Consider the following 23,047-nt stretch of genomic DNA (forward strand, 5'->3'; position numbering starts at 1 on the left):
TACAATAAGGAGGACGACTCAACCTGTCTGTGCAGACAGGAAACCGTCCCGAAGAACTCCCGCTGCATCGGACACGTTGATCCGACGGATGGCCCAGTCGGGACGTTGAAACCCCTAGCGCTCGGGCAGCCCGCCGTGCATCATTCTGGTAGTGATCACGGATCGTATGGGGGCATTTCGATGACCGCAGAGCGAGTCGAACGGCGACGGACAGCGGTCTTGCGGCTGAAGGGCAGAGCTGCCCCTATGGGCGCCGATGGGATAGCTACCTTGGATGCCCTCAACGAGTGGCGGGGAAGCCGAAGCGGACTGATGGTCCTAATAGAGCCCGTATGTCCGAATTGGGCACATTGAGGATGAGGCGGCATGTCGGTCTCTGGATTGCAGCCACCGTCAGCCTTTTGATCTCAATCGGCGGGTCCGCCGCTCAGCCTAAGTCGGGTGATCCTGCTGCTCAGCCGAAAAGAATTGTGGTCCTTTATTCGTATGGCCAGCACCTCCAGGCTTGGGCCACATGGGGCACAGCCATACGCCGAGAACTGAACCAACGCTCGTCCTGGACGCTGGACATTTAAGAATATTTCCTCGTCACGGTCCGGAAATGGCGACGAAGCCGCTAAAGCGAAGTTTGTTGGCTATCTCAAGACGCTCTACGCCCAGAGACCGCCCGATTTGATCGTCGCCCTGGCTGCCCCGCGGCCCGCTTCGTCCAGCGATATCGGGCAGACCTGTTTCCGACGACACCGATGCTGCTCGCGGCAGTCGACCCACGCAGGGCTAATCCATCCCTGTTGTCCGGGCAAGACGCCACTGTAGGGGTGCAGTTCGATCCAGTCGTTCTTATCGAAAACATTCTGCGGCTGTTGCCGGTCTTCGCTCGCCGCGGAAGGAGGCACGGCCATCCTCAGCTATGCAGTTTACCAGTCCGCGTTCGAGAGCGCGGATCAGATCATCGACGGCGCGATCGCCTTTGCCGTCAACGCCATCCGGACCCTGCTCGGGGCGGATTGGGCGCCCACGGAGATGCTGATCCCCTGGTATTCCACTGCGATCGTAACACGTGATCAGACTTGTCGATAATGGGGTTGATGTCCCCGATGTTCGTGATCCGCAGGAAGTAGTGGATGTGCGGCAACCGCTCAGAGGCGGCCTGTTTAATCGCTGGGCCGACTCTCGACCGGACACGTCCAGTTCGGTGACCAGGGCCACCATCCTTTCCCGGCGCTAGTCAGCGCAACACTACGACCTTTGCCGATCTGGGTTCGACCGTAGAGATCGATGACGTCAGCATTGATCATGCGAATGCACCCCGACGATGTGGCATACCCGATGGTTTGCGGCTCATTGGAACCGTGGATCTGGTACATTGAAGAGCCAAGGTACGGCGCTCGGGCACGCAACGGATTATCCAGACCGCCGTGCATATGCCGCGGTAGATCAGGGCGCCGCCGCAGCATCGCAGCCGGAGGACTCCATGCAGGCCATTCCCGTTTCATGCTGATCGTTCTGGTCCCTGTCCAGGTGAAGCCCGGGCGTCCGACTCCGATGCCAACTGGATGGCTTGCCCGTTACCGAGTACTAAATAGAGCCGGCGCTGGCTGGTGGAGATGACGATCGTACCAGACCGCTGAGCACCGTTCCAGAAGACCGCCCGCCGAGCAGTTGGGGAAACCGGCCCGCCAAGCAGGCGCTCGAAGAAGCTGGGAGGATCTCCGCTAAGGGAGGCAACGGGCTGGGCCTGAGCGGAGCCTGCGAACACCGCACTGGACGCAAATGCTACGATAGTGAACACGGAGCGGGCCATGAGCATCTCCCTAGCGTAGAATGGCATAGCTTCAACGTCTGATGTCCGACCCTCGGTTCCCCGCAAATCGGGAGTGCCTCGGGAGCGCGAGGATTTTGTCAGGGACGTTGCAATCAATACGGTCGTGTTTCGCCAATGGGTGGTCAGTGTCAGGTTGCGGCCTGCATGCACTCAGGGTGATCTGGCTGATGCGCTCGGGATCTCGAATGTGTACGTTAACCGGGTGCTCCAGGATTTCCGGAACCACGGACTGATTTCTCTCTGCAAAGGAAAATTGGGAAGATGCTGGGCTGAGAGGGCTCATGACCGTAGGCGAACTTGATCCGTCATACCTGCACTCGTTGAACAAAGCGGCGCTCTAAATGGCAGCCGGAGTCTTCAGCCGAACCCTGACCATTCTATCGAACCCTGACCATTCTATAAAGGACTTCTGCGAAAGCCGTGCCTGACCAAGTTGGCGTCATTTGCCGGAGGTTAGGCGATTGCCGTACTCTCACTGGTTCTATCCCTCGCGATTGCCGCTGTGCTCGTCGTCTATGGTAAAGGTGCTATCGAATTAGTTTAGCGTCTTCTGGAACGTGTCCCCGGCAGCAGGGAGCGCGCCGTGCAGTTAGGCGCACTGACGGCAGCCACGATCCGCGGTGTGGCGCTCTGGGTGATCGGCGTGGCGCTGATCCAGTCGCTGCTGTTAGGCATTGGCTTCTTCGCCATCGGGCTTCAGGTGACCGGCTCTTTGACGCTTGTTGCGATTTTGGCGGGAATCATGCAGGTGCAGTTGATTTTATTGACCTTGCCTGTGGTCGGGTACGTCTTCATGACTGAACCAACGCGGGCAGCGATCATATTTCTTATCTGGAACGTGATCGTTGGACTCAGTGACAATATCCTTCGGCCCCTGATGCTGGGCCGAGGGGTGGAAGTGCCCATGCTGGTCATTCTGATGGGTGTCCTTGGCGGCATGATTGTTGATGGACTGGTTGGCCTGTTTGTCGGACCCGTGCTCTTGGCCGTCAGTTATGTGCTGTTGCTGGAATGGTTGCGGCAACACCCAGCCGGTGGCCGGCATTCCAATGACGAGCCAACGTCGTAATTCTCGCTCGGAAGCAGTCCGCTGCACAAAACGGCGCATTAACCTTGTGTTGCGGCTCATGAAAGGCTTACACTCGATCCACGCGGAGGGGGGACTGGTTTCCGGTCGCCCCGTTCAATTCTGCAGCAGCGTCAAATCCGTCGTCGCGCGGACAGGGCCACTCACCCCGATGCGATCCATGACCACGATCCGGAAACGACCCGGAATGGCGCTGGCGACTCTCAGATTGGCGCTCGTGTCGCCGTAGAGCGGCTTCGGCCATGTGATCGTCAGATCAAAGCCTCCCTCCGTCTGCTTTCCCGCTAGCTGTGCCGTGCCAACGCGTGATCCCGTGTACGTGCCTGTGACCCGATCAGATCGAGGGTCCCAGTCGAGATCCACGCTGATGGATTTCGATAGGATCAAATAGGCCCGGCACGTGCCCCGGAAAGACAGGCCCGTTTCTCCCTGTCGTGATGCTGTGAACGAGCAGCGGACCTGGTGAGAGTTTGCGTTTGGTCCTTCCAGGATCGTTCCTGACACCGCGAAAGAGCCGGTGTATCGGTCAATGACAGCCGGTGCCGCATTCGCCATCTCAACAATGCAGAGCATTGCTAGGAACCTAGATACCATACGGCGCAATAATAACGGCATTGATCTAACCTTCCGGGTGTCGGCCTACCCAAGTCGCAGCTTTACCCCCAATGCGCGGTCGATGGCGTGGTTATTGTGGGAAGCAGGATAGATGCAGCCATAAAGGTAAGCGCTGATGCGACGATGATGGATGATCGTGTCATGACAGTTCTCCAGTCAATCAGAGAGCATGCAGCCATGCACCTCTCAGAGTCTGTGAGGCGTGCGGCAATGTTACTGGCCATTGCTTCTGGCGCAGGGTTGTACGCAGCCGCCTTGCAGCAATGTAACCCAAATCCAACTGACGGCGAGAAGATAGCGCGACGACGGCTCCTCCGGAACTTGCATGTCAATGCCCGTGAGATTCCCGGTCGGACAACCCCGAATCTGGTCCAACACAGGATGCCCCTGCGGCAATGGAGTCGCAGGCACCAAGAAAACCATCGATCGATGTGCTCGACATGTAGGAAGCAAAGCGACCTTGTGCTTGATCGTTTCGGCCAATCCCTTGACAGTTTTGGACTACCGGTGCCCGCGCGAGACCGGGCAGCGCCCAGTCTTAAGATGTCAAGGGATTGGCCGAAACGATCAAGCAATCGTCGTCGATCTGTGCACTTCTCGGTTGGGCGCTGATCCTGGGACGACATTCTGTGGCGTGCCGGCTGAGATCTCAGAGGGAGCTCACACGATGAAGGTAGGGTTGATGGTGGTGCTCGGACTGCTATTCGCGATGGCTCCGGCGTGGTCCCAGGATCGGAGCAGCCGGTTCACGGCCACCGGGGAGATCCGGATCCCAAGCGCGCGCGACCTCGAACGAGAGGTCTTCGTCAGCCGGCGCGGTGATTTTTCTTCGATCGACTCCGTCGCCGATGGCGAGATGGACCGTGAGATTGATCACCTTCTCGTCCGCAGCATCTGCGAAAGGTGCTGACGATCCCGTGCTCTGCCAGTTGCACCGCTCTTTCCGGCGACGAACGGAACCCTCAGGCTGACAGGCGGAAAAAGACAAGGGGACGAGGCTATGACGGACAAACCCTATTCTGACGCACACCCCATGACCGAGGTATCCCTGTTTAGGCCTTCCCTCTTGTGGCTCCTGGGGCTTGCACCCATCGCTGCCTTTCTCGATCACGCAGGCACCCTGCCGGCGGGTGTGATCTTCTTCTGTGCCGCCCTAGCCATCGTGCCGTTCGCAAAGCTCATCGTACAGGGTACAGAGCAGGTCGCCGTGCACACCGGTTCCACAATCGGCGGGCTCCTCAACGCCACGTTCGGCAATCTTCCAGAGTTGATCATTACCATGGCTGCTCTTAGGGCGGGCCTGCTGGAGATGGTGCGCGCCTCGATTGTCGGGGCGTTGCTGGTCAATCTTCTGATGGCTCTCGGTTTCTCCTTCCTCCTCGGAGGCCTGCGCCACCACAGCCAGGACTACAACCCGAACGCAGTTCGGACTTACTCATCCACTATGGTGCTGGCTTGGATCAGCCTGGCGCTCCCTAGCGCGTTCCATCGGGCACTGGAGTCGGAACCCCACCTTGGTGTGCACGCCACCCTGGACCTGGTCGTGGCAGTCGTTCTGCTGGGTCTCTACGGGCTGTTCCTTCTATACTCTCTCAGAACCCATCCCGAAATTTTCGCTGAATTGAACACTCCTGCTTTGCATGACGAGGCCGGCGCGCATCCGAGTATCGCGCGTGGCGTCGCGACGTTGCTTGTTGCATCGCTGGGTGCGGCATGGATGAGCGAGATCCTCGTCGGTGCCGCTGAGCAGGCCGGACAATCGTTGGGTATGTCGCAGATGTTCATGGGTGTGATCGTGCTTGCCCTCGTCGGGGGCGCAGCCGAATCCGGATCGGCCATCGCCATGGGTCGGGCCAACAGGGTTGATCTCAGCATCGGCATCGCCATGGGAAGCTGCGTGCAGATTGCCCTCTTCGTCGCTCCGGTACTGGTACTGGTCGCGCCGGCCATGGGACAGCCGCAGTTCCAGTTGGTGTTCTCCCAGGCCGAGATGTGGATGCTGTTCGGGGCAGTGCTTCTGGGAGCGACCGTTGCCGCAAGCGGGCAGTCCAACTGGTTCAAGGGCGTTCAACTGCTGGCGCTCTACCTCATCATCGCGGCTGTGCTTTACCTGATCCCTGCCGCCGTGCCTTAGCGAGAGGGCCATGCTGCGACAGCTCCTCATCGGTGGCGTGATTAGTCTAGGTAACATTGCCATTCATGCGGTCGTGATGGCAACGGTGGTGGGCACTGCCCGCCGCGCCTTGAAATGGAGTCATCGCCAGCCTCAGGCTTGGCTCGCCGCTGCCATGGTCGCAACCGTTGGGGTGCTGCTGGTCGCACACATCTCCGAGGTGGTCATATGGTCTTTGGCTTACGCGTTTCTGGCTGTCGCTCCTCCTGAAGCAGACTTGCTCTACTTCGCATTCGTCAACTATACGACCTTGGGCTATGGCGACGTGGTCCCAGTCGAGCGCTGGCGCCTGCTTGGCCCGATGGCGGCCATGAACGGCGTGCTGCTGTTCGGCTGGTCAACGGCTGTCATCTTCGAGGTGCTGAGGCAGGCTATGCGCAGCCACGACCAGAGGGGTAAGCCATAAGCGCGAGGAGAACGCGTCGCGGACCAATGCGTCAATGATATCAGTTCCCCTATGATCACCGCTCTCTTCGTGATGCACCGCCGCATTCGGCATCGGCACGTGGGCGCCTATCGGAGAGCTGAGACCGCAGTTGTTTTCGGTAGCGTTCGACAGGATCCATATCTACTGGGTTTGAGGCTTCGGACTTGTATTGGAACAAAGCATCACCCATCGGGGACACTGATCCCGTAATACCCGCTGCTACTCCGCAGCCGCTGGATCGGGCGCCAGCCTCCGGTTGCCCTTCCGGATGCGGGGTTTCGGCTGGAGTGGGGGCTACGATCAGCCTTCCTGGTGGTCTGCTCAACCCGTCTTGCGCCTCAGTTACCCGACGGGCCATCCTGCTGGCTTGAGAGTTGGCACAGCCGCGCAATGCCTGCTCCAGCTACTTCCGGAGAGGGGACGAGGCATCGTTCGGATCACCCTTTGTGCGCTGGCTTGCGAGACGTATTGGTAACATGTCGATACGGTGCAGTGCCTTTGTCCTCGGCTCTAAAGTCCTATCCCGTTCTTTGGAGCTGCCTTCTGTTTTATGGGGCACCATCTTTCTCTTGAGAGTTCTTCCACATTCCCGAGGCAGGAGCGCCGCCCGTCTCAGCCTATCCCGCAACCTTGCCATGGTCTGAACAACTTCCGCCAATGCCCGTGTCAAATCGACAATACGCCCGTTCGGCTCGTTCCAGGGAGGACAGTGCCGGCGGCTGCCCACTCCCGCCGTCTCCCTGTGGTACATCGGCGAGGCGTGAGTTGCGGTAGCGTTCGTCCGACGTCACCTCCTCGCCAATCCAATCGGGCAACACCACCGCTTGTTCCGGATGACTGAGCTCAACCTCGGCGAGGACGAGGCCGGTGTTCTCGCCGGCAAACTCGTCCACATGCCACACCATGCCAGAGTGCAATACCTCGTGGCGCACTTTCTCGATCAGCGGGTGGTGACAGAGATTGAGTAACTCCTCCGCCTCGTCGACCGGGATTTCATACTCAAATTCCGGCCGGACGGAACCGTTGCTGGTCCCCTTTATGGTAAGAAAGCCACGAGAAGCAGCACACCGAACGCGGACAGTGACTTCACCCGTGCAGAGGTAGCCCTGGTAGTACCGTTGGCCGGGATCCGACCTGCGCCATCCATCGTGCGTCACCAGGAATTTGCGCTCGATCTCGACAGGCATGGTCAGGCCTTCTCATGTTGTCCCATTGTATCGCGACACGGCCGCGTCGATCGTGGGGAAGAACCTCGTCTCTCCGAACTGATCGTATAGCCCGAACCTCCGCAGTTTATCCTTCACTGGGTCCTTGAGTTCGGCGAAGTAAAAATCGATACTCCGGGCCTGTAAGGCTTGGTCGAGTTCGGCTAAAGCATCTGCCGCGGTCACGTCGATGCTGGTGACGGGTCCCGCCGCGACAACGACACCGCGCACCGGAGTGGGTGACTCTGTCACTGCGGCGAGAACGCGCTCGCGGAACAGTTCAGCATTGGCGAAGAACAGAGGTGCATCCCAGCGGAATAGCACTAGGCCGGGAATTCGCCGGGCCTCAGGGTAGCGCGTGATGTCATGGTAGCCCTCAACATCGGCCGGACGGCCTAGGACTGCGGAGTACGGGCGCCACCCGTCCCACAGGAACTCGATGACCGCGATCACAATGGCTATTCCAATTCCCGGAATGGCGCCGAACACCGCAACCCCTACGAAGCAGGCGACCGAAAGCCAGAACTCCCAACGTTGGATATGGTAGATTCGCTTGAGCTCGGCCAATTCGAAGAGTCCGATGGCCGACGCAATGACGACGGCGGCCAAGGCGGAGGTTGGCAGGTCCCGCAGGAGGTTGGGGGCCACCACCAGCAGCAGGACGATGGCAAGAGCGCCGACAATGCCAGTCAGTTGCGTACGGGCTCCAGCGGCCTCGGCCACAGGGGTACGCGAGCTACTGCTGCTTATCGGGAACCCTTGGAAAAAACTAGTGGCCAGGTTGGCGGCACCCAGCCCCGCCATCTCCTGGTTGGGATTGACCTTGGTGCCGGTGCGTGCAGCGTAGGCGCGGGAGAGCACGCTGGTGTCGGCGAATGACACCATGGCGACAGCGCAGCCTCCGATCAGTACGGGAACGATATCGTTAACTCCGATCCATGGGATTGCGAAGCCGGGCAGGCCCTGGGGCAGCGACCCCAGAGCAGCCACGCCATGGCGTTCAGTGAGGTCGAGTATGGCTACAAGCACGGTGGCACCGATGACGGCGACTAGGAGGCCGGGCACACGCTTGCTGCCCCGCAACAGCAGGATAGTCGCCAGTGTTCCCAAGCCAACCGCAAGTGCTACCCAATTCATCCTGCCGGCAAGGATCGCTTCGCCGATTGCCCATAGATCCCTCAGCGGACCAGTGGTCTCGACTGAAAAGCCGAAAAGCTTGGGCAGCTGACTGATCAGTACGGTCAGGGCGATGCCGTTCATGTAGCCGTAGCGAATTGGCTTGGATAGGAGCTCAGTCACAAAGCCCAAGCGTGCCAGCCCAGCCAGGATCAGGACCGTGCCCGACACGAGAGCCATCATGCCGGCCAGGGCAACGGCGCGCTGTGGATCCCCGTTGGACAACGGAAGCACGACACCCAGGATAACAGCTGCCAAGGCGGAGTCCGGACCGAGGACGAGGATACGGCTGGGCCCGAACACTGCGTAAACGAGCAGCGGGATGATTGTGGCATAGAGGCCGCAGATGCCCGGCAGGCCGGACGCCACGGCGTAGGCGATCCCGACAGGGACGAGCATGGTCGCAAGCACCAATCCGGCGACGAGATCATGCCTTAGCCATCCCGGTTCATACCGGACCAGGGTTCGCAATCCTGGCATCCAGCGCAACCACAGGGCCTCATGCCTGATCCCATGCGTGGCCGATGTCGCGGGCTGATTGCCTGGGCTTCGCGCTCCGAGGCTGCCTGTTGCCGCGCCCCCATCCGCAGGAGCTGCCGGCTTAGCTCCCGTCTGGCTGCGGAGAGATGGGTTTATAGGGTGCGTGCCGACCATAACCGCGCTCTGGGTTTTCACTCACCACGCTTAATACAATGCCGGCACGATGTGTCTTGCCGGGAGCCCGAAGTCTGCTCCCTTGGGCCGCGGCTCAGCCTTTGGCACCTTCGGCAAGTCGACCTTGACCTTCTTGTAAGGAATCTGGCCTAGCATGTGCGCGATCAGGTTGAGCCGAGCCCGACGCTTGTCGTCCGACGGAACGATGTACCAGGGGGCTTGCGGTGTGTCGGTGCCACCCAGCATATCCTGGTAAACGAGCGTGTAATCCCACCAGCGGCGCACCGACTCGGTGTCCATCGGGCTGAGCTTCCAATGCTTCACGGGGTCGTCAATACGGTCTGCAAACCGCCTGCGCTGCTCGTCCTGGCTGACATCGAGAAAATACTTGAGCAGGATGATGTCGTTGTCGACGATCTCCTTCTCGAATGATGGCACCAGACGCATGAACCGCTCGTACTCGTCGTCGGTGCAGAAGCCCATCACCCGCTCGACCCCGGCCCGGTTGTACCAGGAGCGGTCGAACAAGATGATCTCGCCCGCGGCGGGGAAGTGGGCGATGTAGCGCTGAATGTAGAGCTGGCTTTTCTCACGCTCCGTCGGGGCTGGCAGCGCGACGTGCCGAAACACCCTTGGGCTGACCCGCTGGGTGATGCGGCTGATCACTCCGCCCTTTCCGGCTGTGTCGCGGCCTTCGAAGATCACAATGATCCTGGCGCCTGTCGCTTTGATCCAGGTTTGCAGGCGCACAAGCTCCACCTGGAGGCGTCTCAGCTCGCTTTCGAACTCCTTCCGCTTCATCCTTCCTTTGATATCAGGGTCGACCGCCTTGTCGACGTTGGTTCTCTCGTTCTTCAGGAGCTCTTGACGCTTCATATCACGCACCGCCACCCTGGAATGCCAACGTCAGGGTCCGAAGCTTCGGGAGCAGGGAGACGGAAGGTTCCATGTTTCCCGGTTCGCAGCTGACGCCGATTGGTAGCCAGCATACATATATACCTCACCATCGCTTGACCGGACGTGACGTTGGCTTGGCATTTTGGGACAACCCTCGCTCTTCAGTCTCTGGAACGGGACGGGCAGGGAGCGCCCGGTCATTCCAAGTTGACGAACCTACGTCATTTCAGGTGTCGCTCGAGCAACCTCAGCAGGTGCGCAAAAGTAGGGAACATGTTGGCATCTGAACACTTGAGGACGGTTTCGTCGTCACCGTCCTCCACCGTGATCGTGTAGCTCATGGCGTCGCGGGCGCGCCCAGGGCCGTTGTCCTCGGCCGGCGATGCGGCCCTTGCAGCCTCGACCAGCCTGGAAATTTCCTCTGCGGCTGTTGGCGACAGAGTGCCGGTATCCAGGACCTGGGGAAGGCGGCCAAGCAATATCCCAGCCGCCTGCCCACCATGTTTTGCCAAACTAATCTTCATCCCAGATCCCGCATCTATCAGAGGCTCCGAAGCCGACGTCAGGAATTTTCGGAACGGGCGGATCTGGAGTTGCCTGGGCACGATGATGCCGGCAGCCCTGGTTCTGTTGCCACCCTCTTCCGCTTCAGCGTGCCGACCTCCTTGGTCAGGGCCGCCACCTGGCTGGACAGCGTCTCGATCTGCCGGGCCAGCACGGCCAGGGTGTCTCCTTCGTGGCTATTACCATCGCCAGTGGTCGTCGCGCGGCGCCGCCCCCGACGTTGTGTCGCCGTCACGCCGCTGATCCGGATCCCCACCTCTCGCCATGCAGCCAGGACTGCCTGCTGCTCCACGCTACCAATCCGGTACAACTCACCGGCCATGAGATACGTCTTGTCGGCGAATTCCTGGAACTCGGTTGCCGGACCAGAGGCTTTCAAAGCCTCGTACCAGATCAGAGCTGGGGCTTCCCAGGCAAATCCCCCAACTCCGGTGGCCGTAAGGTAGAATGCCTTGTTGGGTATGCCGGAATTGATATGGACGCCGCCATTGTCACCTTCTTCAGTGTCTGGCAAATGGACAAACTTGCTCATGTGGTCCGGCTGGGGATCCTTGCCGAAGGTCGCGTTGTCATAGGCTGTGCCGGGCGCTTTCATGGATCGCAGGGCGTCCGCTTCAATGCCGGGTGTGAACACCTCAGTTCCAATCAGCCAGTCTGCCTCTTCGGCCGTTTGCTCAAGCGACCATTGTTTCACCAATGACCCGAACACGTCCGACATCGACTCGTTGAGAGCTCCGGACTGATTGCGGTATTCCAGTCCGGCCACGTGCTCGGTCATCCCATGAGTGAGCTCATGACCGATCACATCAAGAGAGCTGGTAAAGTCGGTGAACATGACACCGTCGCCGTCACCGAACACCATCTGCTGACCGTCCCAGAACGCGTTGTTATAGCTCGCGCCGTAGTGGACGTATCCGTCGAGGCGCATCCCGTGGTCGTCGATGGAATTCCGGTCGAGCACCTCGCGATAGAAGGCTCGAGTGACTCCGAGGCCATCGAATGCGCGATTGACAGAGATGTCGGCGGACGCTTCACCTTGCTCTGTCCGGGCCAGCACAGCATCAGGAAGCCACGTGCTGTTCTGGCAATCGAAAATGCTCCTGCGACCGTCCGTGGGCGCCGCCGAGAGGCCGATCCCAAGAGTGGCCCGCAACGACCGCTGGCCCCGTAATCTGGCTGAATTCAGGAGAGTGTTGAGAGCGGCTTGGCGGACCTGCCTGTTGTCGCTCTCGAGCAGCTTACGAAGTAGGTGAGGAGGAATGATGCAGTTGAGGCAGCGGCAGGTCCGAGTCATATGACACCTCTGGCTCAAAAATGATGGGCAGATTTCCCCTCTGCGTCACGACCATGATTTTGTTTGTTGGGCAACGACGATGGCCATTCCAATAGAGCCGCATGTTCCTGTAATGTATCATCCTCATCTGGAAAGGAAATGCGGACTTCACCACGCTCCTGGCTCACCGGGTGTATCGGGGCTGTAGGCCTATGTGAACCAGTAAGAAATGGGTCGAGAGCTTGTCAGTTACCTCCTGACATCAGCGCCGAGGGTCGATCGAGGAACCACGTTGCCAGACCCTGGTCTCGGGCCCAAGTGGCTGGGTCTCCCGATCGGGTTGGACAATGCCGCGGCAGGCGAGGGCCAGGATGGCGCCGCCGCCGTCCAGCTACTTGGTTCCATAAGGCCGCGCCTCGGAATCTGAGCTATACGGGTCGCTGCCCGGCGGCTCGCCTTAGTTTTGTGCCATCCTGCTGCCACGGTGCCGCATCCCATGACGCGGCATCAACGTTTTCTCCGTCTCGGGCTACTCGTCCTTGCGCTCACATACCTTGGCCCGAAGGCGGCAGCCCAACATGAACAAGCAGCCGGTCCGAAACGGATTGCGGACCGTCCGGCCCCCTTGATCTACGGGCCCGCCGGGGTCTACGCGAAGATCCCCGCGCGGGATGAGTTCGGGCGGGATCAACTCGCAATGTTCCGCGTGTGGAACCCCGACCCGCTGGGACAGCACGAGGCCAACCTACAGGCCATCACTCCGGCGCTCGCCGCGGTGGTGAGAAGGACGCAGATCGACAATCCCGAGCTGCGCTTGGTGATCGGCTCGGGCCGGCGCGACGGCCGCCGCCAACGCATGGCCGTCGCTTGGGGCTGGTCGAGGACGCGGGACAGCCCGCACCGGTTGGGTAACGCAGTCGACTTGTGGCCGCTCGACGACGAAGGACAGGTCTACTTCGATCCGGCAGTCCAGACCCGGATTGCCTCCGCAGTGAGGAAAGCCGCCACAGGACTGGGCGTGACGGTCCGCTGGGGTGGCCGTTTCCGCGGCTACAAGGATATGGACCGCTCGCACTTTGAACTTGCGCGACCTTGATCGTAGCAGACGTCTTGCGGTCGCTTCGTGCAAGAGCCTACGGCTGGCGGCACCGGCCCGGACCGCTGGCTTCTCCTGCACGATTGCTGGCGCTCGTGTCTGGGGCACCGGAGTCGGCGAGGTAGTTGTCGATAGAGAGAAAGCGCATCGATGAGTTCGCGACTTGCACTCCGCGACACTGACTCCGGTCAGTCCCTCGCCCATCAGGCTTTCGACCAAACTCTGCACAGGCGCGAAGTCGGCCAGGGCAGCGCGAATGGAGCGCGAAGGGGGCCCAGGACGAGCTTGGGCACACGGCCAGCTCGAAGCGAGAACTCACGAACGCCGCTGGCAAGGCGGCCCTCCAGCTTTCCCCGGAACCCAGCATCCAGTCCAGGGCAAGACTGCCGATGCATCCGGTCCGAGCGTTACGCCGCATGCCTTTCAGCTCTCCATGTGCTCGGCGTTTCGCCCGACCAGCGCCGGAAGGCGCGGGTGAAAGCGCTGGCCTCCGAATAAGATAGGGCGGCCGCGATCTGAGAGAGCGGCACGTCAGTATCTTCCAGCAGTTGGCGGGCAATCTCGAACCGGATCTCGTTCGTCAGCGCCCGGTAGCCGATGCCGCTGCCCTTCAGATGCCGGCTCAAGGTGCGGCGGTGCATCGACAGCAGATGGGCTATCTCGTCCGCCGAACAGCGATGGCTCGTCAGGCGCGTGCGCAGCAGCCGCCGGAGGTCATCCGAGAGCTCGGCTTCCGGACTGCCCTTCATCTGGCTGATTTGCTCCTCCAGCAGGGCCCGCAGCAGGGGGTCCGCCCCGGCAATCTTGTGCTCCAGGTCTCGGGCCGGGAACACGAGGGTTGCGGTCTCCTGGTTGAAACGTGCCGGGGCGCGAAAGTGGCGCCGATACGCCTCGGCATCCGCAGGAGCGGCTTTAGGCAGCAGCACCTCTACCGGGTTCCAGTTCGACCCGCACAGGGTCCGCATGATGTTGACCGTAACCCCCAGAGCTGCGTCGCGGATCTGCTCCGCGCTCGTGCCCTCGGCTTGGTTGGCCGCATAGGTGAGCAGGGCTGTGCCGTCGCTGAACGTCAGCGACGGCACCACGGCCCGATCCTGTAGGCTCAGGTTCTCCACGAGCGCGCGCAGGGCGTCGCCCATCGTATCGGAATGCAGCATCAGGCGCCCCAACATCCCGAGCGACAGGATCGTGGCGTGCTGGCCGACGATGAGCCCGAAGTGCGAACAGTTCGTGCAGGCCACGCACAGAGTGTACAGCCGGCCCAAGGCCGCAAACGGGATCACGCTCATGCCATCGTCGAACAGGTGCGGGTCGAGGCCTGCCGCCCGGATGAGCAGATCGGGATCAAGGCCGAACTTGCGCAATGTCGGGGCGATCTCCTTGGAGACGCCCAAGTGGATGTAGCCGGGCGGAAGCGTTCGCTTGTGTCCTGACGGGATGGTTGTTGGTGTGGGCGTCCCGGAGATGACGCTCGCAGACGGAGGCACGATGTTTTTGGTCATCAGGGTCGCCTCGCCGAAATCCAACAATGGCCACGAGATGCATGGTCGGCTTGATCGACCGCGTACTCGAAGACAAAGCCTTTGCTTTCGATCGGGCAAACCATTTTAACATAGATTAATAGACAACTAGGGCGAAAGAGCGGCTTCTTCCGCCCGTTTCATGTCTCGCTGTCCCATCCGGTCGGTATTCTGTCCGGAAGCCGAACGGCAGCCGGCCTCCTTAACCACAGTCGCGGGTTGACGGTGGAGATTTCGTGGTCGCCGTCCCAAATTGGCAATACGTCGTCCGAAGGCATCAAGCATCCCGCCGGCACAGGCCATAGGATGGCGGACAAACAGGCAGATAGGAGGCTGAAGTGCCCGGGAAAAGCTAGGTGCCAAGAAAACCGCTGCCCGGTGATACCCTTCGCCGAAAGCTCGCTCAGCTTGACCGGAATATCGTCCAGACCGATCTGCTCATATCGAGGCAGATCGCCCGTATCGAACGGATGTCCGAGAAGGAGGACGACACAACGAAGGCCAAGGCCGCGCTCTACGGTTTGAGGAAGATCTACGAATACTGGTATGCTCAACGAGAGATCCTGCTCGCCCCTCACGGGCACGAGTGAGGATGCTTCAAAGTTGCCCGGGACCCTAGAGCGCGAAAGAGCCCCGTTCAGGCAAACCCGAACGGGGCTGAGTTGACGGAGGCCATTGCAAGGGTTTTGCGGGGTCGGGCGCCTCCGTGATCCGTATCATGCCAGAGCGGCCGGATCCTGCTCGATCGTCCAAGACAAGTACTGGGTATTTCGAGACAGTCGGCCGATATCCCGATTTCCAACTTTGCGCGTCAGAAGAGGGAGGAGTTCATGCTCAAGTTTCGACAGGCTTTCCGTTGTGGACTTGCCGTACTTGCGGTTACATTCACGCCGGTGCTGGCGGCGCCGGCTTGGGCCGCGACCGGTACGGTTTCGGTCGAAATCGTCAAGGCCGGGTTCATCGTCGGCGTCGGTGGCGGCCAGGGGATGCTCGTCTTCCAGGGACGCCGCTACCCGCTGCGCGTCGGCGGCTTGAGCGTCGGCGCAACGATTGGCGCCTCGAAGGCCAACCTGGTCGGGCGCGCCTACAATCTGCGCCGGGCCTCAGACATTGCCGGTACCTACACGGCTGTTGGTGGGGGTGTTGCCGTCGGCGGCGGTGCGTCGGGCATTCGGCTGCAGAACGCGAGAGGCGTTGTTCTGGAGTTGCGCGGGCGCAACGTCGGACTGGAGCTCAACGCCAACGTGAGCGGCGTGGAGATCGGCCTGCGCTGAGGCCGGGGGTGCTTCGGATAATTCCGTCCTGAGTGTCGAGAGACCGACAAGGCACTCTGCCGCGAGGTGGATGATAGGCAGCGGCGCTGTTTATGTCAGCGACCCGCCGTGGCGACAGGGGCCGCGAAGGCTCTGCCAAGCGAGACCCGGGTCAATACCGTGTCGCCTTCACGCTGAAAGCAGATGTAGCTAATCCTGCGCCATGGCAGGACCGCACTACGCTTGTTGTCGAGAATCAAGTCACCCTAGTCGGTTCTCACGATGCTTCCGTTCCACGATGACCTCAAAGGGATGCCCGAGCGGTAGTGGATGCAAAACACCTGTCATTCTCGTTGGTCCGGTTGCCGTGGAACGCGAACTCAACGCCTGGCTGCGGAATGGCGGAGGGGAAGGAGATGCTCAATAGGCCTATTCCAGCAAAATAAGCATGTTCGACCGTCAGGCCGCCCGTGATGGTCCGCGCCGGGATGTCCAACAGGAAGCGGCGCACGACCTCATGAAAATTCTCTGGCTCCAAATGCCAAGCGCTTGTCCCAAATAATCAAGCAGGCTCTCACAAAGGGATCACTCTGTGTTCCGCTCACAACGGCTGTCCCGTGCTGTGCTATGTGCCGGACGGCAAAACGGAGGATGCCGATGAACAGGGCTCTCTTGGCTTTGTGCGCTTTTGCAGCGGGCGCTCTTCTGCTCCCGGATATTGCTGAGGCCCAACGCGGCGGCCGCGGCTTCGGCGGCGGCTTCCATGGCGGCGGCCTTGGTGGCGGCTCCCGGGTGTCCATCCCGCGGGGTGGCGGTGGCTTCCGCAGTGGGGCGATCGCCGCCCGGCCTGGTAGGTTCTACCGCGGCGGTGTCGCTGGCCTCGGAGGCTATCGCACCGCCGCGATTGCCCGACCTGGCTGGGGTGGCGTGTACGCGCCTCGCGCCATCTATCGTGGCGGTTATGGTCGATACGGCTGGCGGGCTCCCTATTACGGCCGCGTTGCCGGCGCCTACCGTCCTTACTATCGCGGCTACTATGGCCGAGGCTTGCGCTATCCGTACTATGGCGGGGCCGTGGCGGCCGGGTTGATCAGCGGCTTGGCGCTTGGAGCTCTGAGCTATCCTTCCGATTATGGTTACCCGTATGACACCGGCTACTATGACGAGATCGAACCCTACGGCTACTATGGTGAGAGCGAACCTTATGTTGCCTCGACACAGTGGCCCCCTTGCTTGCAAGGCCCTCCGCTTTGTACAGCCGCAGGATATCCCAATCTAAGTTATCTCCGCAGGGCGCAGGGAGCCCCATTCTGAGGTGGTTTGGACACCTGGGCCAGCACTGCGGTGACCTGTCATGACTCTCGCGCAGGCGCTCACCACCAGCAGCGCTTCCTCCGGGCCTGAGAGCTTGCGGGAGGCGCCGGGATGGGACGCCGATGCATCAATCAGTCGGGGCATCGCGGCCAGGCCGGCACTCAGGAATAAAAGCGGTTCGCCGAAGCTGAGAGCCGCATGCCTTACAAGGCCAATGACAAGTACCCACAAGATCCCGAAGGCCCGTTAACGTGTGAGGAACTGGCGCGACTACGATGCGGCGTTGCGCGGGCGCGGTGACTTGACGATGTGGGTGACACCCGCGGCGCTGGCGGCTTGGACGCCACCCCGCAGCGGCGGGCGCGGTCGGCCGCAGCAATACTCCGCTGTTGCGATTGAGGCTGGCTTGATGCTCCGCTCAGCCTTTGTAAGGCCGTGGCGGCAGACCGAAGGCATGCTGGTCTCGATCCTGCGTCTGCTCGGCTCGGATGTCCCAGTTCCCGACCACACCACTTTCTACCGCCGCAAAACCGATCTGATCCTTGCCAAGGCATTGATGCCAGCGAGCGGTCCAGTGCACGTAGTAACCGACTACACGGGCTTAAATGCATTCGGTGCCGGCGAATGGCAATGCGAGGATCATGGTGGAAAAGGCTACCGACTTGGCGCAAACTCCACTCGGAGCTGACCAGCACCGGAGACGGCGATACCACATAGGTCGGACCCTTGCTCGATCAAATCTCAGGCTCGATCGCTTCGGTCACAGCCGATGGCGCGTACGATGGTGATCCTGTGTACCGCATTATTGCCGAACGGGATCCTGCCACAGCCGTTATCATCCCGCCACGGTCAACGGTGGTGCCAAGCAACAACGCTGAGACGGCGCTCACGCAGCGTGACCGTCACCTCCAGGTGATCCAAGAAAATGGTCGCCTCGGCTGGCGGAAGGCCGTCAACTACGGCTGGCGGTCCTTGGGCGAGGTAGCGATGATGCGCTACAAGGCCCTGATTGGTCGCCGCCTCCACGCCCGGACTTTGCCAACACAGAAGACCGAAGCCGCTACTAGCTGCAAGGTCATCAAAATCATGACCCAGCTTGGCATGCCTGTGCCCCAGCGCATCGCCCGAGCTCCTTCCCCTCAGGATGAACGCGTTCGACTTCTGAATTGCGCGCCAAAGTCTGAATCCCAAGCTCACCTGTTGCAAGGTCTATAGCTGAGATCAGGGCGGAAGATGATCACATCGAGAAGCTCTTTGGAGTAGCTTTCCACCTTTTACTACCGAGACTGCCCTCCGTTCGCTCAAGCATGCTAAAATCAATGCTTTACCTGGACGCCAAATGTCCCTTGCTCTCCGCAATTTACGCCCTCTCACGGCGAAAACAGGGGTTCTAGTCCCCTAGGGGAAGACAAAGGTTTTCAGGGAAAAAGCCCCACCTCGGAGGGGCTTTTCTTTTCTGATCCGACAGTATCAAAAGAGCGTGTCGGACTGCCACGAAGTCGCAACTTATGTCGCTAGCGCATTTCCCGATGAGACGCATTGGGCTGCCACTCTCTAGCCCGTCTGTGTTGGCACCCTTGGAGATGAGCTTTCTATTCGGCCGGTGTCAGGTGGGCTGCCCGGCCGGGAGCGAGATCCCGCGCTGGACGGAAGACGAAGTAGGCGAACAGGATCATGCCTGCCAGCACCAGCAGAGACGCCAGCGCGGCAATCGGATCGGCAGCGGTGTAGCCGAGATGAATGGCCGCAACGGCAAGCGTGAGCACGACAGTGCCGATCGACCACAGGACAACCTGGATCATGGCCAGCCGGCTGGTGTCGAGAGCCGGGCGGCGCTCATAGTAGATGCCGAACAAGAACAGCGAGACCCATCCCAGGAGGTTAAGGTGGGCATGAGCCGGCATGATGGCGTGGTTTTGGGTCATCGCCATCCCGATTCCCATGGCCATGCCGGCGATGACGAATAGGACGGCGAGTCTGAAGCTGATTGAAGAGGCGTGCATGATATAAGGTCCTCCAAGAAATATGCCCTGGCCGATGTGCATTTTTGATTACAGCCGAGGTCATCATGATGGATGTGCGCGATATCACAAAGTATTTGCTAAAATAAAGATTGAACATAATAACGTATATACCAACATATTATCGGTACTTACATTCCACAGGGCTCTAAGAGCGTCTAAACATAATTTTAAGTTTTCAATTTGTTTGATGCTGCTGTTGCAGGATGTGTCAGCAATATTTTCAATAAATCCCAGTCTAGTTGCTTGATTGAATAGGACATTACTCTTTTTTTGATCTTGTCTAGAGTATATAATTCTGGAATGACTTCTCCAAGCACTAAACCTCTGCCGCTTCTGGGGCGATAGCCTTTGCTGAATGAAGTGAGTTGAAGTTTAGACAGACGGTTCAGAAAAGAGGGGGCACCTATGGCCGTATTCACTATCCTAACAGCGCTCGGACTCGCGCCGATGAATATCTTTCCCTCGACGGAAATTGTGGAGGGCACAGCGACCGCGACGGAAAAATCCTACAGCTTCAGTGTCAACGGAGCGCCGCGCAAGATCGTAGTCACGGGAACGGATGGCGGTGGCGGCACGATCACGACGATTCAGGTCGTTCGCCTGTACGATGCCGACGGCACAACCGTGCTCGCAGAGTTTACAGGCATCGACGATGTGGCTCTGACTGATTTCGAGGAGGCTTGGCTGAGCGACACTGCAACCCCGAACGATGTGTTAGCTCTGCTTCTCGGCGGCGGTTCCATCTTAAATGGGGGTGATGGCGATGACCGTTTCGTCGGCGGAGCGGGCGACGACACGATCAACGGCTACAGCGATTTGACGACAATTGATTACGTCGACTACTCGCATCGCGAGACCGCTATCTTCGTCGATCTCGCCGATGGAGACTCAGAGGACGACCGAGGCATCGTATCGATCGGTGAGGAGACCGATACCCTGATCGGCATAGGAGGAATCTATGCCACGGCGCACGCCGACCGCCTGACCGGGGACATCCGCGACAACGAGTTCTGGGCTGGGCTCGGCAGCGATACGATCATAGGCGGCGGCGGCTCCGACATGATCGCCTATAACGGCCCCGAAACCCGCACGAAGGGCATTGTTGTGGAGTTCACTTCCGAACAGGCCGGAGAAGTGGCCGGGGAAGACGGAGAAACCGACACATTCTCCGAGATTGAGACGGTCTACGGTACCCAGTTTGGCGACAGGTTCGTGGGGGCGGAAGGTTATCAGAGATTCCGCGGATTTGCTGGCAACGATACCTTCGATGGTGGCGATGGTGAAGACGAGGTCGATTACAGGAACGATACCCGCCAGATCGATGGGACGGGCATTCGCGTGGATCTGTCGAATGTGGAGGACGATGGCTTTGTTCTCGTGCAGAGCGTGAATGGCGATACGGACAAGCTCAAGAGTATCGAGTTCATCCGCGGCAGCCGTGACAATGACACGATCACGGGATCAAGCACATCCAACCGCCTGCGGGGCGACGCGGGTGATGATCACCTTGTGGGCCTCGACGGCGGTGACACCCTGAATGGCGGTGCCGGCTGGGACACGCTCGACGGAGGCGACGGCAACGACATTCTCATCGGTGGCGTGGGGGAAGGTACGGACGAAGATACCTTCATCGCCAGCGCCGGCGACGACACGATCTATGGCGGCGAGGTTATGGAGGACGATGATCCGGATACCGATTGGAACGATCTGAGCTATCAGAATGAGCTCTTCGCCAGCATCGAGGTCACATTCGCGTCGGACGACCGGTATGGCATCGGAACGGTCGTGAAGAAGGATGGTAGCGGGGAAATCACTGGCACCGATCAGTTCTTCAACATTCACGCGGTGCGCGGCACGACGGGAGGGGACACATTCACCGGCGCCGAGAGCCCTGTGGCCCAGCGTTTCGTTGGCTATGCAGGAGATGACGTCTTCGACGGTACCGACGGCATCAACGAGATCGATTACCGGGCTGACTATCGCGTTGCTCCCGTCCAGTTGAAGAAGGGCATGACCATCGATCTGCGGGGTGGGGATACCGTGACGGTGACCGATCTCTTCGGTGCCCAGGACACCCTGACCAAGATCGAGCGCATCCGCGGCACGGAAACGGACGACAGGATCTACGGCAACGATCTCGACAACCGCCTGCGTGGCGACAACGGCAACGACGTTCTCACGGGAGATGCGGGCAACGACACCCTGAATGGCAGTGCCGGATGGGACACGCTCGACGGAGGCGATGGCAACGACATCCTGATCGGTGGTGTTGGGGCAAGTACAGATGAAGACTACTTCGTCGGCAGCCTCGGCAATGACGTGATTTATGGCGGCGATGTTGAACAGAATGACAACCCAAACACTGACTGGAACGATCTCAGCTATAGTAGCGGGACCTTCTCCGGCATTGAGGTCACGTTCACGTCGGGTGACCTGTATGGCGCCGGAACGGTCGTGAAGAAGGACGGCAGCGAAAACGTTGGAGTCGATCATTTCTTCAACATTCATGCCGTACGAGGCACGGCCGGAGCCGATACATTCACCGGTGCCGCGAGTGCGGTTCCTCAGCGCTTTATCGGCTTGAGCGGCGCAGACATCTTCGACGGCACAAACGGTATCAACGAAGTCGATTACCGGGCTGACTACCGGACCGCCCTTGCCAATTTGAAGAAGGGCATGACCATCGATCTAAGGGGCGGGGATACCGTGACGGTGACCGATCTCTTTGGCGCCACGGATACCCTGACCAAGATCGAGCGGATCCGCGGCACGGAAACGGACGACAAGATCTATGGCAACGAACTCGACAACCGCCTGCGCGGCGACAATGGCAACGACCTTCTGTCAGGCGCGGCGGGCGATGACATGCTCGAGGGCGGTAGTGGCATAGACACTGCGGTCTACAGCGGCAGCCGATCCAATTACCATGTCACGAATAACGGGACGACGTTGACCATCACGGATGAGCGAGCCGGTGGAGAGGGAACCGACACCGTCATCGATATCGAGGTCTTCAACTTCGGCGGCTCAGTCCTGAACCTCGCAGAAGTGATCAACCACGGCTCGGCCATCAACCTGGCTGGCGGCATGGTGCTCGAGAACAGCAAGACCGGCGACGATGTCGGAACCTTGTCGGTGGCCAACCCGGATGCAAAGAGCACGCACAGCTATACCCTGATCAACGATGCCGGCGGGCGTTTCCAGCTTGCGAGCGACAACAAGACTATCGAGGTGAAGAATGGGCTGTTGCTCGATTACGAGCAATCGATGACCCATACGGTCGTGGTGCGCGCGACCGATCAGTTCGGCAAGAGCGTCGACCAGACGCTGACCATCGTCCTCCAGGATGTGGCTAAGGAGACGACGACCGGCACCAGCGGAGGCGACACGGTCTCGGGTGGGTCCAACACGGACAACTTGTCCGGCGGCGCCGGCAACGACAGCCTCAATGGTGGTGGCGGCAAGGACAAGATCAACGGCGGCACCGGCAATGACAGAATCGTTGGTGGCAGCGGCCAGGATTCCCTCACTGGCGGCTCGGGTAAGGACGTGTTTGCATTCGCCAATAAGGACACCGGCACGAGCAAGGCCACGGCTGACTACATCACGGACTTCACCGGCAAAGGTGGAGACAAGATCGACCTGAAGCTGATCGATGCCGACACGAAGAAGAAAGGCGACCAGGCCTTCTCCTTCATCGGCACCAAAGAGTTCACCAAGGCCGGCCAAGTTCGTTATGAGAAGGCCGGCAAGGACACCTATGTCTATCTCAACACTGATAGCGACAAGGCTGCCGAAGGGGTGATCAAGCTGAAGGGTGCGATTGATCTGCAGAAGGGCTGGTTCGTGCTCTAAAGGGCAGCGATTCCAGGCGGATGGCACGATAAAAAAGCAATACCGGGGGCCTTGGCTCCTGGCATTGTCTTGAGACAGTTGGGCAATCC

General features: G+C 60.0%; 18 protein-coding genes and 2 pseudogenes. 11 read left to right on the forward strand and 9 right to left on the reverse strand.

Annotated elements, in window-relative coordinates; all coding sequences use genetic code 11:
* Positions 1-1,228: 1,228 nt before the first annotated feature.
* Positions 1,229-1,804, reverse strand: a pseudogene (locus I2H36_RS17815) (L,D-transpeptidase).
* A 139-nt stretch (positions 1,805-1,943) separates the two neighbouring features.
* Between I2H36_RS17815 and I2H36_RS19845 the strand changes: the two are divergent.
* Both I2H36_RS19845 and I2H36_RS17825 read left to right on the forward strand, forming a co-directional pair.
* Positions 1,944-2,126: a helix-turn-helix domain-containing protein gene (locus tag I2H36_RS19845; protein ID WP_343234476.1), complete on the forward strand. Its 183-nt coding sequence runs from the start codon at positions 1,944-1,946 to the stop codon at positions 2,124-2,126.
* Between the two features lie 282 nt (positions 2,127-2,408).
* Entirely contained in the window at positions 2,409-2,894 is a 486-nt protein-coding gene (locus I2H36_RS17825; RefSeq protein ID WP_343234474.1) for an AI-2E family transporter, read from the forward strand.
* A 114-nt stretch (positions 2,895-3,008) separates the two neighbouring features.
* On the opposite strand, the gene I2H36_RS17830 is transcribed toward I2H36_RS17825, so the two are convergent.
* Complete coding sequence (locus I2H36_RS17830) at positions 3,009-3,299, reverse strand: hypothetical protein (protein ID WP_210331129.1); 291 nt, start codon at positions 3,297-3,299, stop codon at positions 3,009-3,011.
* Positions 3,300-4,194: 895 nt separating this feature from the next.
* Here I2H36_RS17830 and I2H36_RS17835 point away from each other — a divergent pair.
* The 3 genes from I2H36_RS17835 (at position 4,195) to I2H36_RS17845 (ending at position 6,106) form a co-directional block, all read left to right on the forward strand.
* Complete coding sequence (locus tag I2H36_RS17835) at positions 4,195-4,437, forward strand: hypothetical protein (RefSeq protein ID WP_196265252.1); 243 nt, start codon at positions 4,195-4,197, stop codon at positions 4,435-4,437.
* Between the two features lie 90 nt (positions 4,438-4,527).
* On the forward strand, positions 4,528-5,661 hold the full coding sequence (gene cax, locus I2H36_RS17840; protein WP_196265253.1) for a calcium/proton exchanger: 1,134 nt from the start codon (positions 4,528-4,530) through the stop codon (positions 5,659-5,661).
* 10 nt (positions 5,662-5,671) lie between these two features.
* Positions 5,672-6,106 (forward strand): potassium channel family protein, encoded by a 435-nt coding sequence (locus I2H36_RS17845; RefSeq protein WP_196265254.1) that lies wholly within the window; start codon positions 5,672-5,674, stop codon positions 6,104-6,106.
* Positions 6,107-6,744: 638 nt separating this feature from the next.
* Here I2H36_RS17845 and I2H36_RS17850 read toward each other — a convergent pair.
* The 5 genes from I2H36_RS17850 to I2H36_RS17870 form a co-directional block, all read right to left on the reverse strand.
* On the reverse strand, positions 6,745-7,314 hold the full coding sequence (locus I2H36_RS17850) for a CYTH domain-containing protein (RefSeq protein WP_196265255.1): 570 nt from the start codon (positions 7,312-7,314) through the stop codon (positions 6,745-6,747).
* Positions 7,315-7,326: 12 nt separating this feature from the next.
* Positions 7,327-8,988, reverse strand: a complete 1,662-nt coding sequence (locus tag I2H36_RS17855) for a SulP family inorganic anion transporter (protein WP_210331130.1) — start codon at positions 8,986-8,988, stop codon at positions 7,327-7,329.
* Between the two features lie 204 nt (positions 8,989-9,192).
* Complete coding sequence (gene ppk2, locus I2H36_RS17860; RefSeq protein WP_196265256.1) at positions 9,193-10,038, reverse strand: polyphosphate kinase 2; 846 nt, start codon at positions 10,036-10,038, stop codon at positions 9,193-9,195.
* Between the two features lie 242 nt (positions 10,039-10,280).
* Positions 10,281-10,583, reverse strand: a complete 303-nt coding sequence (locus tag I2H36_RS17865; protein WP_196265257.1) for a protealysin inhibitor emfourin — start codon at positions 10,581-10,583, stop codon at positions 10,281-10,283.
* A gap of 38 nt (positions 10,584-10,621) precedes the next feature.
* On the reverse strand, positions 10,622-11,776 hold the full coding sequence (locus tag I2H36_RS17870; protein WP_246718891.1) for a M4 family metallopeptidase: 1,155 nt from the start codon (positions 11,774-11,776) through the stop codon (positions 10,622-10,624).
* 583 nt (positions 11,777-12,359) lie between these two features.
* On the opposite strand from I2H36_RS17870, the gene I2H36_RS17875 reads away from it, so the two are divergent.
* Positions 12,360-12,992: a M15 family metallopeptidase gene (locus I2H36_RS17875; protein WP_196265259.1), complete on the forward strand. Its 633-nt coding sequence runs from the start codon at positions 12,360-12,362 to the stop codon at positions 12,990-12,992.
* A gap of 407 nt (positions 12,993-13,399) precedes the next feature.
* Here I2H36_RS17875 and I2H36_RS17880 read toward each other — a convergent pair whose 3' ends face one another.
* The gene (locus I2H36_RS17880) at positions 13,400-14,494 is read right to left on the reverse strand and encodes an AraC family transcriptional regulator (protein ID WP_196265260.1); all 1,095 of its coding nucleotides are present in this window, start codon (positions 14,492-14,494) and stop codon (positions 13,400-13,402) included.
* Positions 14,495-14,868: 374 nt separating this feature from the next.
* Here I2H36_RS17880 and I2H36_RS17885 point away from each other — a divergent pair, with 374 nt between their 5' ends.
* From I2H36_RS17885 to I2H36_RS17900, 4 genes and pseudogenes are all read left to right on the forward strand, one after another.
* Positions 14,869-15,102: a hypothetical protein gene (locus I2H36_RS17885; protein ID WP_343234475.1), complete on the forward strand. Its 234-nt coding sequence runs from the start codon at positions 14,869-14,871 to the stop codon at positions 15,100-15,102.
* A 240-nt stretch (positions 15,103-15,342) separates the two neighbouring features.
* Positions 15,343-15,786, forward strand: coding sequence for a lipid-binding SYLF domain-containing protein (locus I2H36_RS17890; protein ID WP_196265261.1), 444 nt, complete (start codon positions 15,343-15,345; stop codon positions 15,784-15,786).
* Between the two features lie 636 nt (positions 15,787-16,422).
* The gene (locus tag I2H36_RS17895; protein ID WP_196265262.1) at positions 16,423-17,079 is read left to right on the forward strand and encodes a hypothetical protein; all 657 of its coding nucleotides are present in this window, start codon (positions 16,423-16,425) and stop codon (positions 17,077-17,079) included.
* A 198-nt stretch (positions 17,080-17,277) separates the two neighbouring features.
* Positions 17,278-18,204: pseudogene (locus I2H36_RS17900) on the forward strand (IS5 family transposase); the annotation flags it as partial.
* Between the two features lie 467 nt (positions 18,205-18,671).
* Here the strand turns inward: I2H36_RS17900 and I2H36_RS17905 are convergent.
* Entirely contained in the window at positions 18,672-19,082 is a 411-nt protein-coding gene (locus I2H36_RS17905; protein ID WP_196265263.1) for a hypothetical protein, read from the reverse strand.
* A 426-nt stretch (positions 19,083-19,508) separates the two neighbouring features.
* Here I2H36_RS17905 and I2H36_RS20380 point away from each other — a divergent pair, with 426 nt between their 5' ends.
* Positions 19,509-22,958, forward strand: coding sequence for a cadherin domain-containing protein (locus I2H36_RS20380; RefSeq protein WP_196265264.1), 3,450 nt, complete (start codon positions 19,509-19,511; stop codon positions 22,956-22,958).
* Positions 22,959-23,047 lie beyond the last annotated feature (89 nt).

It is taken from the genome of Microvirga terrestris (assembly GCF_015694425.1).
Classification (GTDB): Bacteria; Pseudomonadota; Alphaproteobacteria; order Rhizobiales; family Beijerinckiaceae; genus Microvirga; species Microvirga terrestris.

Excerpts from the sequence above, each read along its gene's own strand:
- I2H36_RS17835 (WP_196265252.1), top strand. The coding sequence starts at position 4,195 with ATGAAGGTAGGGTTGATGGTGGTGCTCGGACTGCTATTCGCGATGGCT.
- cax (WP_196265253.1), top strand. The coding sequence starts at position 4,528 with ATGACGGACAAACCCTATTCTGACGCACACCCCATGACCGAGGTATCC.
- I2H36_RS17845 (WP_196265254.1), top strand. The coding sequence starts at position 5,672 with ATGCTGCGACAGCTCCTCATCGGTGGCGTGATTAGTCTAGGTAACATT.
- I2H36_RS17850 (WP_196265255.1), bottom strand. The coding sequence starts at position 7,314 with ATGCCTGTCGAGATCGAGCGCAAATTCCTGGTGACGCACGATGGATGG.
- I2H36_RS17855 (WP_210331130.1), bottom strand. The coding sequence starts at position 8,988 with ATGCCAGGATTGCGAACCCTGGTCCGGTATGAACCGGGATGGCTAAGG.
- ppk2 (WP_196265256.1), bottom strand. The coding sequence starts at position 10,038 with ATGAAGCGTCAAGAGCTCCTGAAGAACGAGAGAACCAACGTCGACAAG.
- I2H36_RS17865 (WP_196265257.1), bottom strand. The coding sequence starts at position 10,583 with ATGAAGATTAGTTTGGCAAAACATGGTGGGCAGGCGGCTGGGATATTG.
- I2H36_RS17880 (WP_196265260.1), bottom strand. The coding sequence starts at position 14,494 with ATGACCAAAAACATCGTGCCTCCGTCTGCGAGCGTCATCTCCGGGACG.
- I2H36_RS17890 (WP_196265261.1), top strand. The coding sequence starts at position 15,343 with ATGCTCAAGTTTCGACAGGCTTTCCGTTGTGGACTTGCCGTACTTGCG.
- I2H36_RS17895 (WP_196265262.1), top strand. The coding sequence starts at position 16,423 with ATGAACAGGGCTCTCTTGGCTTTGTGCGCTTTTGCAGCGGGCGCTCTT.
- I2H36_RS17905 (WP_196265263.1), bottom strand. The coding sequence starts at position 19,082 with ATGCACGCCTCTTCAATCAGCTTCAGACTCGCCGTCCTATTCGTCATC.
- I2H36_RS20380 (WP_196265264.1), top strand. The coding sequence starts at position 19,509 with ATGGCCGTATTCACTATCCTAACAGCGCTCGGACTCGCGCCGATGAAT.